Source organism: Saccharothrix sp. CCNWYY140, from assembly GCF_037401995.1.
In the GTDB taxonomy this organism is placed as follows: domain Bacteria; phylum Actinomycetota; class Actinomycetes; order Mycobacteriales; family Pseudonocardiaceae; genus Actinosynnema.
In genome coordinates this window covers 65,869-79,103 of record NZ_JBBEGC010000007.1, presented here as the reverse complement: position 1 = coordinate 79,103, position 13,235 = coordinate 65,869, and the positions used below count along the sequence as shown (strand labels likewise).

The following is a 13,235-nucleotide window of genomic DNA, read 5'->3' as shown; positions in this document are numbered from 1 at the left end:
CGTCGCACGGGGCACCGACAGTTCCCGGCGAAGTGGTCTCGGGGGCGGGGGCCGGTGCGGGAGAATTCCCCGTCGTGAGGTTCGGGGTGCTCGGCCCGGTGGTGGCGCGGCGTGCGGACGGGTCGGAGGTCCGGGTCGGCGGCGCGGGGTTGCGGGCGTTGGTGGCGGTGCTCGCGGTGGACGCCGGGCGGGTGGTCGGGGTGGACCGGCTGGTGGAGGCGTTGTACGGGGATCGGCCGCCTTCGCGGGTGGGCAACGCGGTGCAGTCGCAGGTGTCGCGGTTGCGGGCGTTGCTGGACGTGGAGATCGAGCGGTCGGCGGCCGGGTACCGGCTGGTGGTGGACCCGTGGGACGTGGACGCGCTGCGGTTCGAGGAGTTGGTGGCGCGCGGTCTGCCGGGTGAGGCGTTGGCGTTGTGGCGCGGCCCGGCGTTGGCGGACGTGGGTGACGCGCCGTTCGCGGCGGTGTTGGCGGCGCGGTGGGAGGAGTTGCGGCTCAAGGTCGTGGAGGACCACGACGTGGCGCCGGTGGCGGTGTTGCGGGAGCTGGTGGCGGCGCACCCGTTGCGGGAGCGGTTGGTGGCCCGGTTGGTGCGGGCGCTGCACGGGCAGGGGCGGCAGGCCGAGGCGTTGGCGCTGGTGGACCGGACGCGGCGGGTGCTGGCCGAGGAGCTCGGGGCGGACCCGTCGCCGGAGCTGGTGGCCGCGCACGGCGAGGTGGTGCGGGGTGAGCGGCCTGCGGGTCGGCGGGTGCTGCCCGCGCAGCTGACCAGTTTCGTCGGGCGCGGCGAGGAGGTGCGGCTGGTCGGGAAGGCGTTGGACGAGGCGCGGCTGGTGACGCTGCTGGGTCCGGGTGGGGCGGGCAAGACGCGGTTGGCGGTGGAGGTCGCGGCGACGCAGCCGGGTGATGTGTTCTTCGTGGACCTGGCGCCGTTGGGCGCGGGCGGGGACGTGCCGTTGGCGGTGGTGACGGCGTTGGGGTTGCGGGAGGACGGGCGGCGGGCCGCGCGGGCGCCGCGGGAGCGGTTGGTGGCGGCGCTGGCGGGCCGGGAGGTGCTGCTGGTGCTGGACAACTGCGAGCACGTGGTGGAGGACGCGGCCGGGTTGGCCGGTGCGCTGCTGACGGCGTGCCCGGGGTTGCGGGTGTTGGCCACGAGCCGGGAGGCGTTGGGGGTGACCGGGGAGACGGTGCGGCCGGTGCCGCCGCTGCCCGCGGCGGACGGCTCCTCCCCCGCCGTGGCGTTGTTCGCCGACCGGGCGGTGGCGGTGGACCCGTCGTTCCGGCTGGCCGCGGACACGGTCCCGCTGGTGGTGGCGATCTGCCGGGCGTTGGACGGGATGCCGCTGGCGATCGAGCTGGCGGCGGCGCGGGTGCGGTCGTTGTCGCTGGCGGAGGTGGCGGCACGGTTGGACGACCGGTTCCGGTTGCTCTCGCGCGGCAACCGGGCCGCCGCGCCGCGGCACCGGACGCTGCACGCGGTGGTGGAGTGGAGCTGGGACCTGCTCACCGAGGCGGAGCGGGTGGTGGCGCGGCGGCTGACGGTGTTCTCCGACGGGGCGACGCTGGAGTCGGCGGGCGCGGTGTGCGGGGTCGACGGTGCCGGTCTGGACGGCGTCGATCCGGACGACGTGGACGAGATCCTGCCGTCGTTGGCGGACAAGTCGCTGGTGGAGGTGTCCGGGGGCCGGTACCGGATGCTGGACACGATCCGGGCGTTCGGCGCGGCACGGCTGGAGGAGGCCGGTGAGCGGGAGTCGGCGCGGCGGGCGCACGCGGAGTGGTTCCTGGAGGTGGCGTGCCGGGCGACGCCGCACCTGCTGCGCGGTGAGCAGCTGGAGTGGCTGGCGGCGTTGGGAGCCGAGCACGAGAACCTGAAGTCGGCGATCCGGTGGGCGGTCGACCACGACGTGGAGCTGGCGTTGCGGCTGGTGGCGGAGCTGGGCTGGTACTTCTGGCTGCGCGGGCTGCGCACGGAGGGCGCGGTGCTGGCCGCCGAGGTGCTGCGCGCGGCGGGTCCGGTGGCGCCGGCGGGGTTGGCCGAGGAGTACCTGCTGTGCGCGTTGTCGGCGTCGGCGTCGGGCACCGGTGAGGCGGTGCCGGGCGGGTTGTCGCCGCGCCAGGACGTGCCGGAGGGGTTCACCGGGCCGCCGACGCGGCCGTTCCTGACCATGCTGTGGGGCATGGCCTACGGGGTGCCGGACCTGGGCGAGCCGACGCTGGACGCGCGGCGCGGGCACCTGGTGGGGCCCGACCCGTGGTCGCGGGCGCTGTCCGAGGTCGGGTTGGGGTTGCAGTACCAGTACGCGGGGCGGCCGGCGCAGGCGCGGGCGGCGCACGTCGCGGCGCTGGCCGGGTTCCGGGCGCTGGGTGAGCGGTGGGGCCAGTCGGTGGTGCTCTCGCAGCTGGCGGAGCTGTCGCGGACCGAGGGCGACCTGGACGCGGCGGTGGTGTTCCTGGACGAGGCGCTGGCGTTGAGCGAGCGGTTCGGCGCGACCGAGCACACCGCGGGGATGCTGGTGCAGCGGGCGGAGTGGCACCGCCGGCGCGGGTCGTTCGAGGAGGCGTGGGCGGACCTGGAGCGGGCGGCGGTGATGGCCCGGTCGCAGGGCGCGGTGGAGATGCTGGCCCAGGTCCGGCACGGGATGGCGGAGCTCGCGCGGGCACGCGGGGACCTCGCCGGGGCGCGGGCGTGGTGCGAGGAGGCGCTGCGGGTGTGCCCTCGGGGGTGGTTCGGTCCCGAGGAGGTGCGGGCGCACGTGCACGTGGCGGTGGGTCGGCTGGAGCTGGCCGGCGGGGACGTGGCGGCGGCGCGGGCGGTGTGGGGGCGGGCCGTGGAGTCGGCGGCGGAGTGGGGCAACCCGATGGTGCTGGCCGCCGTCGCGGAGGCGTGGGCGGGGTCGTGCGTGGTCGAGGGTGAGGCGGTGCGGGCGGCGGAGCTGCTGGGCGCGGCCCGGGCGTTGCGGGGACTGCCCGCGGTGCTGGTGGACGCCGATGTGCTCGCGGCCGAGGACGCGGCGCGGGCGGCGTTGGGGGTCGAGGGGTTTGCGGCGGCGTCGGCCCGGGGCGCGGGGTTCGGGCGGGACGGCCTGCTGGCCGCGCTGCGCGCCTGAACCCCGCGGCCGGGGTCAGGTCAGGAAGGCGGCCAGGCGCTTGACCAGGAACTCCGGGTCGTCGATCCACGGGAAGTGGCCCGCGCCCGGCTGCTCGGCGTACTCCGCGCCCGGGATCAGCTCCGCGAGTTGCCGCACCAGGTGCGGCGGGGACACCGGGTCCGCGCCGCCCGCGTACACCTGCACCGGGATGGACAGGTCGGCCAGGGCGCGGCGGGTGTGGCCGGGGCTGAAGGCGCCCTCCGCGGAGTAGCCGCGCTGGGCCTCCGCGGAGCGTTCGGCGTCCTCGGCCGCCGCGTGGGCCTGGGCCGCCGGGGTCCACGAGCCGTAGAACAGCGGGGCGGCGGTGAGGCGGTTGGTCAGGGAGTCGTCGCCGGCCGACCACGCCCGCAGGGCGCGGACCGCGTCGGCGTGCCAGGGCTGGTCGGCGTGCACGGCCAGGTGCTCGGCCCAGTCGTCCTCGGTCGGGCTCAGGCCCACCGCGCGCAGCGCCGGGGTCAGCAGCACCAGACCGGACAGGTAGTGCGGGAAGTGCTCGGCGTAGGCCATCGCGATGCCCGCGCCCGCCGAGTGCCCCAGGACGTCCAGGCGCTCCAACCCCAGGTGCTGCCGCAGGGCCTCCACGTCCAGGGCCAGGCGGTCGCGGCGGTAGGAGGACGGGTCGGCCGGTGCGTCGGAGGAGCCGGTGCCTCGGTTGTCCAGCAGCACCAGGGAGCGGTGCGCGGACAGGCCGCCCAGCTCGCCCAGGTAGGACACGGCACGCCCGGCGCCGCCGGGCAGGCACACCAGCGGCTCGCCGGAACCGATCACGCGGTAGGCCAAACCGGTGCCGTCGTAGGAGGAGAAGCGGGGCATGGTCACATCCTCTCCTACGCTGACCCGATGCCGAGGACCGCCACCGCGCACACCCCCGACCGCGCCGGACTGCTGGAGTTCCTGCGCCCCCGCCACCGCGCACTGCTGATCACCACCCGCCGCGACGGGCGGCCCCAGACCTCGCCGGTGACGTGCGGGGTCGACGACGCCGGCCGGGTCGTGGTGTCGACTTACCCGCAGCGCGCCAAGTCCCGCAACGCCCGCCGCGACCCGCGGGTGAGCCTGTGTGTGCTCTCCGACGACTGGGACGGCCCCTACGTCCACCTCGACGGCCGCGCCGAGGTGATCGACCTGCCCGACGCCCTGGAACCGCTGGTCGACTACTACCGGTCGATCTCCGGCGAGCACCCCGACTGGGACGACTACCGCGCCGCCATGCTGCGCCAGGGCAAGGTGCTGCTGCGGGTCACCATCGAGGACTGGGGTCCGATCGCCACCGGCGGCTTCCCACCCGAACTCACCCGCTGAACCAGGTGCCGCCCCACCCGCGCGGGTCCTGGAGCACGGCGAACACCGCGCCCGCCGGGTCGGCGATGGCCGCCACGACCCCGGTGGGCACCTCGGACGGCCCGATCGCCACGGTGCCGCCGATCTCCGCCGCCACCTCGCACACCTTGGCCACGTCGGGCACGGAGAAGTAGCACACCCACCGCTGCTGCTCGCCCACCAGCCGGCCCGCGACCGCGCGCGTGTCGATGTCGTAGACGGTGAACGGCTCGTCCGGGGTGCGCGCCGCCCACCCCAGCTCACCGGTCCAGAACTCGTCGTCGGCGGCGCCCATGAACTCCACCCAGCACGGCTCGCCCGACCGCGGTTCCGGTGCCCACGGCCCGTGCAGCACCCGACCGGAGTCCACCGCAGCGCCGTCACGCAGCTCACGCGGCTGCGTGCCGGCGAACACGACCCGGTAGCCGTCCTGGCCTGGTCTCACGCGCAGCGCGAGCCGGTCGCCGACCCAGCCGCTGAACACCCCGTCCGGCTCGGGGATCACCACCCAGCCCAGCAGGTAGGCGTAGAAGTCGGCGATCGGCTCGGGATCGGCGGCGGCCAGTTCGACGCGGCGCACACCGCGCGAAGGGCTCGGGGAAACTCCGGACACGGCGGCGGTCCCATCGGCGGGGAGGTGATCAGGAACGCGCCCCATCCTCCGCACCCACCCGGGGTGACGACAATGCTCCGTTCGGACTCACGCCATCACCCGAAAGGAGCTGTGTCAGCGGGATCGGGCGGCCCAGGTGGAAACCCTGCCCGACCCGCACCCCCAACCGGGTCAACGTCTCGACCTGCGCCGGCCGTTCCACCCACTCCGCCACCGCCGACAGGCCCAGGCCGCGGGCGATCTCCACGATCCCCGACACCAGCACCGCGTCGGTGGAGCGCTCGTCGATGCCGCGCACGAACTCGCCGTCGATCTTGATCCCGGTGATCGGCAGGTGCTTGAGGTGGACGAACGAGCCGAACCCGGACCCGAAGTCGTCCAGGGTGATCCGGCAGCCGAACCCTCGCAGCTGCAACGCCAGCGCCCGCGCCGCGTCCAGGTTGGTCACCGCCGCGGTCTCGGTGATCTCCAGGCCCAGCCGGCCCGGCGCGACCCCGGCGGTGGCCAGCCGGTCGAGCACGAACCCGCCGAAGTCCTCGTCCTCCAGCGTGCGGCCGGAGATGTTGACGTTGAACTTCAGGTCCCGGGACGGGTGGCGCACCAGCGCGTCGATCGCCGTGGACAGCACCCACCGGTCGATGTCGAGCACCAGGTTGGACCGCTCCGCCTCGACCAGGAACTCCGCCGGCCCCAGCGGCGGGTCCTGGTGGTCCTCCAGGCGCAGCAGCAGCTCGTGGCCCAGCGTCCGCCCGGTGGCCAGCTGCACCATCGGCATGGCGTGCAGCGCGAACCCGCCGTTCTCCAGCGCCGCGCGCAGCCGGTCCATCACCGACACCCGTTTCGCGGTGTCGGCGTAGTGACCCGGCTCGTAGACGGTGACCCGGTTGCGGCCCGCGGCCTTGGACGCGTAGAGCGCCAGGTCGGCGTTGGCCAGCACCAGCTCCCACGTGTCCCCCACGCCGTACTCGGCCACCCCGGTCGACACCGTCACCCGCGCGGACACCGCGACCAGCGGCAACGCCGCCACCGCGTCGCGCAGGCCCTCCGCGACCGCCTGCGCCTTCTCCGGCGGGCAGCCCGGCAGCACCACCGCGAACTCGTCCCCGCCCAGCCGCCCGATCAGCCCCGACCCCGACAGCCGCGACCGCAGCGTCCCGGCCAGCGTCTTCATCAGCCGGTCGCCCACGGCGTGGCCGCGCAGGTCGTTGACGTCCTTGAAGTTGTCCAGGTCCAGCAGCAGCAACGACCCCTGCCCGCCCGAGGCCAGCTGCCGCTCCAGCTCACGGGTCACCGCGCGCCGGTTGGCCAGGCCCGTCAACGGGTCCTGCTCGGCCAGCGCCAGCAACTCGTCGTGCACGCGGCGCGCGTTGGTGATGTCGTGCGCGGTGCCCAACGCGCGAAGCGGGGTGCCGTCCTCGGCGGTGATGATCTCGCCGAAGCACTCGAACCAGCGCTCGGTGCGGCGGTCGGCCAGCATCATCCGGTGGGTGTAGGAGAAGCCCGCGCCGGTGCGCATGGCCTCCTCCAGGGTCGCCTGGATCATCGACAGGTCGTCGGGGTGCACCAGCTCGGCGTAGCCGTCGAAGTCCAGCTTGGTGTCGGGCGGGAACCCGAACATCTCCAGCAGCGTGTCCGACCACACCACCCGGTCCTCGGCGATGTGCCACTCCCACGTGCCCATCCGGCCCAGCACCTGGGCGCGGCGCAACGCGTCGGCCTCGTGCGTGGCCTCCAGCTCCCGGTCCCGCCACGCCGTCACGTCCGCGACGCGGTAGAGCAGCTCGTCGTCGGAGCCCAGCGGCTGGCAGGTCACCTCCAGCCAGCGGTGCCCCTTGCGGTAGGCCGAGGGCGTCAGCAGCGCCAACCCCGAGCGGGGCCGTTCCGGGGCGCCGGGCAGCAACGCGGGCAACGACCTGCCCGCCACCCGGTCCACCGCGACCCCGAGGATCTCCGCCAGCGCCGGGTTCACCCAGCGCAACACGCCCTGCCCGTCGGTCACACCGAAACCGACATCGGCCCGGTCCAGCACCTCCCGGTGCAACCCGCCGTTGCCGCTCACGCGCCCTCCTCGCCACCCCGCGCGCAATGATGGTGGAGTCCACGCACCACGGGCAAGCCGACCCCCTCACCTTCAGCACCCGTACAGGTACCGGCAGTGCGCTTTCCGCACGCCTGCGGTCGCCGGGTCCTTTTCGCCGCCGCGAAACCCGCTGGCCCCCGCCACACGCCCCCGCGACACTGCCACACCATGCGTCCCGCACCCGGCGAACTGCTGCACTTCTCCGAAGACCCCGACATCACCCACTTCGTGCCCCACGTCGCCGCCACCGCCCGCCAACCGGAGGCCTACGTGTGGACCGTCGACCACGTCCAGGCTCCCGCGTACTGGTTCCCCCGCCAATGCCCCCGCGCGATGGCCTGGACCACCCCCGACACCCCACCCGCCGACGCCGAGTGGCTGGGCCCGAACCGCGTCCACGCCATCGAGTACGGCTGGCTGGAAGCGATGCGCACAACCCGCCTCTACGCCTACCGCTTCGCCGCCTCCGACTTCCGCCCCTTCGGCGACAACGCCCACGTCGCCACCACGCCGGTCACGCCGCTGGGTCCGCCGGAACCCGTCCCGGATCTGTTCGGGCTGCACGAGGAAGCCGGCATCGAACTACGGGTACTGCCGACGCTGTGGCCGTTCTGGCACCAGGTCACCGCCCGTGACCTCGGTTTCTCCGGCATCCGGCTGCGCAACGCAAAGCCCTGACCTCCGGCCATTGCCTACATACCGACCGGTCGGTACCCTCGCGGCGTGGCTGAAATCGAGCGGCGGGTTGATGCGGTGGTGTTGGACTGGGGTGGTGTGCTCACCGTCTCCGTGCCGGCGTTCATCGAGGACTGGCTGACCCGCGAGAACATCGACCGCGACCGCTACTCCGCGACCATGCGCGGCTGGATGGGAAGGGACGCCGTTCCCGACAACCCCGTCTTCCGGCTGGAGACCGGGCAGCTGTCCGCCGAGGAGTTCGAGGCGTTGCTGGCCGCCGAGCTGACCACCCTCGACGGACGCGAGATCGCCGCCAAAGGCCTGCTGCGCCGCATGTTCGGAAGCGCCACCCCCGACCCGGCGATGGTCGACCTCGTCCGCACGATCCGCGCCCGGGGCGTGCCCACCGTGCTGCTGTCCAACAGCTGGGGCGAGGGCTACCCCGAGGACCTGCTGCTGGAGCTGTTCGACACCATCGTGATCAGCGGGCGCATCGGGCTGCGCAAACCCGACCCGCGCATCTTCACCCACACCCTGGACCTGATCGGCCTCCCGGCGCACCGCTGCGTGTTCCTCGACGACGCCCCGGTCAACGTCGAGGGCGCCCGCGCCGTCGGACTACACGCCCACCGCCACACCGACGCCGAGACCAGCCGCGCCGTGCTGGCCGACCTGCTCGGGCACGACCTCCTGGGAGCCGCGCTGTGACCGACCTGCCGGGCCTGGACCTGCACAAGCTGGCCGCCCACCTCCACACCCCGCCGCTGACCGGCGAGCTGATCCCCGGCGGCCGATCCAACCTCACCTACCGCGTCACCGACGGCGCCAACCGGTGGGTGCTGCGCCGACCGCCGCTGGGCCACGTCCTGGCCACCGCCCACGACATGGCCCGCGAGCACCGCGTCATCTCCGCGCTGGCCGGCACCGCCGTCCCGGTGCCCGAGGTCGAGCACCTGTGCCAGGACCCCGACGTCATCGGCGCGCCGTTCTACCTCATGCAAGAAATGCCCGGCACCGCCCTGCGCCACCGCGACCAGTGCCCCTGGCTCACCCCCGACAAGGCCGCCGCCCTGTCCCACCGCCTGGTCGACGTGCTGGCCGACCTGCACGCCGTGGACCCGCACGCCGTCGGCCTGGCCGACTTCGGCCGACCCGACGGGTTCCTCCACCGCCAGGTCACCCGCTGGGGCAAGCAGCTCGACGCCTCCCGCAGCCGCGACCTGCCCGGCATCGACGAGCTGCGCGACCGGCTCGCCGCCACCGTCCCCGCCTCGGCGCGCGCCGCGATCGTGCACGGCGACTACCGCCTGGACAACGTCCTGGTCACCGCCGAACCGACCGACATCAGCGCTGTCCTGGACTGGGAGATGGCCACCCTGGGCGACCCGCTGGCCGACCTCGGCCTGCTGCGCGTCTACTGGACCGGCGTCGGCCTGGACGACGACCCGGTCACCGGCACCGTGCTGGGCCTGCCCGGCTTCGCCGACGCCGACGAGCTCACCGAGCGCTACGCCACCCGCAGCGGCGCCGACGTGTCCCGGCTCGGCTGGTACACCGCGTTCGCCTACTTCAAGCTCGCCGTCATCCTCGAGGGCATCCACTTCCGCTTCACCACCGGCAAGACGGTCGGGGCGGGCTTCGACCAGATCGGGAACCTCACCCTGCCGCTGGTGCGGCAGGGACTCGCCGCCACCGGAGGAGTGCGCTGATGGACTTCGCCTACGACGCCAGGACCGAACAACTGCGGGAGCAGCTGCTGCGGTTCATGGACGAGCACGTCTACCCCGCCGAACAGCTCGCCCACCGCCAGCTGGAGGAAGCCGCCGACCCGTGGGCGCGTCCGCCGGTGATCGAGGACCTCAAGGCCGAGGCCCGGCGCCAGGGCCTGTGGAACCTGTTCCTGCCCGACGCCGAGCACGGCGCCGGCCTGACCAACCTCCAGTACGCGCCGCTGGCCGAGATCACCGGCCGCAGCCCGCACCTGGCCCCGGAGGCGCTCAACTGCGCCGCGCCCGACACCGGGAACATGGAGGTGCTGGCCATGTTCGGCACCGAACAGCAGAAGAAGCAGTGGCTGCAACCCCTGCTGGACGGCGAGATCCGCTCCGCGTTCTGCATGACCGAACCCGACGTCGCCTCCTCCGACGCCACCAACATCGCCACCCGCATCGAACGCGACGGCGACCACTACGTCGTCAACGGCACCAAGTGGTGGTCCTCCGGCGCGATGGCCCCCCACTGCGCCATCTTCATCGTGATGGGCAAGACCGACCCCGACGCCGAACGCCACCGCCAACAGGCCATGATCCTCGTCCCGCGCGACACCCCGGGCGTGCACGTCAAGCGCGGCATGCACGTCTTCGGCTACACCGACGCCTCCCACGGCGGCCACGCCGAGATCGTGTTCGACAACGTCCGCGTGCCCGCCGAGAACCTCATCGCCGGTGAGGGCGAGGGCTTCGCGATCGCCCAGGCCCGCCTCGGCCCCGGCCGCATCCACCACTGCATGCGGCTGATCGGCATCGCCGAACGCGCCCTGGAACTGATGTGCCGCCGCGCGGTCTCCCGGGTCGCGTTCGGGCAGCCCATCGCGCGGCAGGGCGTGGTGCAGGAGTGGATCGCCGAAGCCAGGGTCCGCATCGAACAGGCCCGCCTGCTCGTGCTCAAGACCGCGTGGCTGATGGACACCGTGGGCAACAAGGGCGCGCACACCGAGATCCAGGCCATCAAGATCGCCACCCCGCTGATGGCGGAGTGGGTGCTGGACAAGGCCATCCAGGCCCACGGCGCGGGCGGGGTGTCCCAGGACTTCCCGCTGGCCGACCTGTGGGCCCAGGCCCGCACCCTGCGCCTGGCCGACGGCCCCGACGAGGTGCACCGCATGTCCCTGGCCAAGCGCGAACTGAAGAAGTACCTCTGACCCTTCGCGCCGGTCGCGCCCGCTCGAGGCGCGACCGGCGCGAACCGGTCAACGGCGCACTGGAAAGCGCAGGTGGAGCACCCGATCGCCCTGAAGCACCTCGGGATCCTCCAACAGGTGCTGCGCGTCGACCGACCCGAAATAACGCTTGCCCGACCCGAACACCACGGGCGCGACGTCCATGCGCACCTCGTCGACCAGCCCCGCGGCCAGCGCCTGCCCACCCACGTCGCCCGCAGCGACCTCGACCACGCGGTCACCCGCGAGCTCCCGCGCCCTGGCCACGGCCGCCTCCACACCGTCGACGAAGTGGAACGGAGCCTCGGGGTCCCAGCCCTCCGGCGGCGGCCGGTGCGTCACGACGACCACGTGGGGCACCCCGGCCGGGGGCTTCCCGTCCCAGCCGTCGGTCAGGTCGAACACGTGGCGGCCGGCGATCGTCGCCCCGATCCCGTCCCAGTACGACCGGGTGTAGTCGTAGGACACCCGCGACACCTTCAGCACGCCGCTGTCGTCCAACGGGACGTCACCGCTGACCAACCAGTCGAACAACGGTCCGGGCTGATCGTTCTCGTCCGCGACGAAACCGTCCACCGACACCGAGCCGTACATGACCACCTTGCCCACGGGGCTCTCTCCTCTGCTTCGGGCCGCCCCCGAAACTAGCGGGCCGTGACCTGCCGCTCTTGTAAGAAATCACTCGGCCGGCAGCGACCAGCCCTCGATCACGTGGCCGGGGTGCTCGCGCAGGAACCGCCGCCGGACCTCGAGGTACCGGGTCGGCGTGAGCCCGGTGAACTCCCGGAACTCGTGGCCGAAGTGCGCCTGGTCGAAGTAGCCCGCGGCACTGGCCACAGCACTCCAGTCGACCGGTCCGGTCGGGTCGATCGCGAACACGGCGGCGGTGAAGCGGTAGCCGCGGGCCAACCGCTTCGGCGTGACACCGACCAGCTGCTTGAACCGCTGTGCCAGGTGGGTGCTGCTCACACCGGCCGCCGCGCCCAGCTCGCCGATCGCCACCGCCCCGCCGGCCGCCGCGATGACGCTGCCGACATGGCGGACCAGCCCCAGGCCCGAGGTCTCACGCAGCCGCCGCAGCAGCTCCTCCTCGAACAGCGTCAGCACCTCGTCCGGTCCGTCCGCCGTGGCCAGCCGGTCCCGCAGCCCGGCGACGGCGGACCGGCCCCACACCTGCTCCAGCGTCACCGGCCGGTCGCACAGCTCGACCGCGGGCATCGGCAGGAACGACGCAGGCCCCCACGGCTTGAAGTGCACGCCGACCGACCGGGTCCGGGCCGGGTAGCCGAACTCGAACGCGCGGGTGGGCGTGGTGATCACGCAGCCGTCGGCGTACTCGGCCGTCTCGATGTCGGCGCCGGCGCGGATGCGGAACGGCGCCCCGAGGTTGACGACGAGCAACGCCGCGGGCGACGGCGGCAGCGTCAACCGCGCGTAGGGCGGCGCACCCGCCAGGTAGTAGATGTCGTCGATCAGCCCGTCCAGCGGCGGTCGCGGCACTCTGGACACGTACTCCACGCGCACAGCATCGCCGACGCCCCCAGGCCGCGCGCGCCGGGAGGGTCACCCGTTGTGGAAGGTGTCGACGGCTAGCGGCGACGCGCCAACCGGGCCAGCTTCAACGCCAGGTGCAGCTCCAGCCGCGCCCGCCCGTCCGCCGGATCACGGCCCGTCACCTCCGCGATCCGACCAAGCCGGTAGTACAGCGACGTCCGGTGCAGGTGCAGCGCCTCCGCCGTGGCCCGCGCGTCGCACCCCGAGTCCAGGTAAGCCTCCAAAGTGGACAGCAGCGTCGGCGACAACCCCGCCAGCACCTCACCCGCCGAAGCGCCCAGCAGCAGCCGGTACGCGCCCAGCTCCGACCACCGCGCCACCCGCGGCAGCGACGGGTCCAGCGCCGACAGCTCCGCCGCCGCCACCGCCTGCTGGTAGGCCGCGCCCGCCCGCTCCGGCGGGTGCGGGTCGCTGACACCCACGTGCCCGGCCAGGTCGGGCACCGGCTCGCCCGACTCCACCGTCCGCACCACCCGCGGCTCCCACCCGACCACCACCCGCACCGGCGCGGAGTCCCCGACCCGCACCGCCGCCGCCAACGCGGGCAGGTAACCGGCCACGACCCCGGCGTCGACCTCCGCGCCCAACACCCACAGGAACCCCACCAGCACACCGCCGCGCCGCAACGGGAACCCCACCCGCTGCGCGAACCCCAGCTCCGCGTTCGCCGGCACCCGCACCGGCCCGGTCGCGTCCGCCACCCCGTGCCGGTCCTGCCACGCCGCCACCTCCGGCGGCACCCGCCGCGCCAGGATCGCCCGCACCCGCGCCGGGTCCACCTCCTCGGTCTGCGCGCTGTGCGCCACCACCCGGCCGGACACGTCGTCCACCGACACCCCGCGCCCCAACGTCCGCGACAGCTCGTCCAGCAGCTCCTGCATCCGACAAATGTAGGAAAAC

Annotated in this window: 12 protein-coding genes; 6 read left to right on the top strand and 6 right to left on the bottom strand. The window is 73.8% G+C overall.

The window, feature by feature from the left end; genetic code table 11:
- The first annotated feature begins 74 nt into the window (after positions 1 to 74).
- The gene (locus WBN91_RS06365; RefSeq protein ID WP_337722186.1) at positions 75 to 3,110 is read left to right on the top strand and encodes a BTAD domain-containing putative transcriptional regulator; all 3,036 of its coding nucleotides are present in this window, start codon (positions 75 to 77) and stop codon (positions 3,108 to 3,110) included.
- Positions 3,111 to 3,125: 15 nt separating this feature from the next.
- Here WBN91_RS06365 and WBN91_RS06360 read toward each other — a convergent pair whose 3' ends face one another.
- Complete coding sequence (locus WBN91_RS06360) at positions 3,126 to 3,965, bottom strand: alpha/beta fold hydrolase (RefSeq protein ID WP_337722287.1); 840 nt, start codon at positions 3,963 to 3,965, stop codon at positions 3,126 to 3,128.
- Between the two features lie 27 nt (positions 3,966 to 3,992).
- Here WBN91_RS06360 and WBN91_RS06355 point away from each other — a divergent pair, with 27 nt between their 5' ends.
- Positions 3,993 to 4,454, top strand: coding sequence for a PPOX class F420-dependent oxidoreductase (locus tag WBN91_RS06355; RefSeq protein ID WP_337722185.1), 462 nt, complete (start codon positions 3,993 to 3,995; stop codon positions 4,452 to 4,454).
- Here WBN91_RS06355 and WBN91_RS06350 read toward each other — a convergent pair.
- Together WBN91_RS06350 and WBN91_RS06345 are read right to left on the bottom strand one after the other, a co-directional pair.
- Positions 4,444 to 5,085: a VOC family protein gene (locus tag WBN91_RS06350; protein WP_337722184.1), complete on the bottom strand. Its 642-nt coding sequence runs from the start codon at positions 5,083 to 5,085 to the stop codon at positions 4,444 to 4,446. The genes WBN91_RS06355 and WBN91_RS06350 overlap by 11 nt on opposite strands.
- Before the next feature lie 28 nt (positions 5,086 to 5,113).
- Positions 5,114 to 7,144, bottom strand: a complete 2,031-nt coding sequence (locus WBN91_RS06345) for a putative bifunctional diguanylate cyclase/phosphodiesterase (RefSeq protein WP_337722183.1) — start codon at positions 7,142 to 7,144, stop codon at positions 5,114 to 5,116.
- 189 nt (positions 7,145 to 7,333) lie between these two features.
- Between WBN91_RS06345 and WBN91_RS06340 the strand changes: the two genes are divergently transcribed.
- Genes WBN91_RS06340 through WBN91_RS06325 form a run of 4 tightly spaced genes read left to right on the top strand, consistent with a single transcriptional unit; the run spans position 7,334 to position 10,763 of the window.
- Complete coding sequence (locus WBN91_RS06340; RefSeq protein WP_337722182.1) at positions 7,334 to 7,843, top strand: DUF6886 family protein; 510 nt, start codon at positions 7,334 to 7,336, stop codon at positions 7,841 to 7,843.
- 45 nt (positions 7,844 to 7,888) lie between these two features.
- Positions 7,889 to 8,551, top strand: a complete 663-nt coding sequence (locus tag WBN91_RS06335; protein WP_337722181.1) for an HAD family hydrolase — start codon at positions 7,889 to 7,891, stop codon at positions 8,549 to 8,551.
- On the top strand, positions 8,548 to 9,552 hold the full coding sequence (locus WBN91_RS06330; protein WP_337722180.1) for a phosphotransferase family protein: 1,005 nt from the start codon (positions 8,548 to 8,550) through the stop codon (positions 9,550 to 9,552). Before WBN91_RS06335 ends, WBN91_RS06330 begins: the two co-directional genes overlap by 4 nt.
- Positions 9,552 to 10,763: an acyl-CoA dehydrogenase family protein gene (locus WBN91_RS06325; protein WP_337722179.1), complete on the top strand. Its 1,212-nt coding sequence runs from the start codon at positions 9,552 to 9,554 to the stop codon at positions 10,761 to 10,763. Before WBN91_RS06330 ends, WBN91_RS06325 begins: the two co-directional genes overlap by 1 nt.
- Positions 10,764 to 10,811: 48 nt before the next feature.
- Here the strand turns inward: WBN91_RS06325 and WBN91_RS06320 are convergent, their stop codons facing one another.
- The 3 genes from WBN91_RS06320 to WBN91_RS06310 form a co-directional block, all read right to left on the bottom strand.
- Complete coding sequence (locus WBN91_RS06320; protein ID WP_337722178.1) at positions 10,812 to 11,390, bottom strand: dihydrofolate reductase family protein; 579 nt, start codon at positions 11,388 to 11,390, stop codon at positions 10,812 to 10,814.
- Between the two features lie 69 nt (positions 11,391 to 11,459).
- Positions 11,460 to 12,281: a helix-turn-helix domain-containing protein gene (locus WBN91_RS06315; protein ID WP_337722286.1), complete on the bottom strand. Its 822-nt coding sequence runs from the start codon at positions 12,279 to 12,281 to the stop codon at positions 11,460 to 11,462.
- Between the two features lie 89 nt (positions 12,282 to 12,370).
- Positions 12,371 to 13,216: a helix-turn-helix domain-containing protein gene (locus tag WBN91_RS06310; protein ID WP_337722177.1), complete on the bottom strand. Its 846-nt coding sequence runs from the start codon at positions 13,214 to 13,216 to the stop codon at positions 12,371 to 12,373.
- Positions 13,217 to 13,235 lie beyond the last annotated feature (19 nt).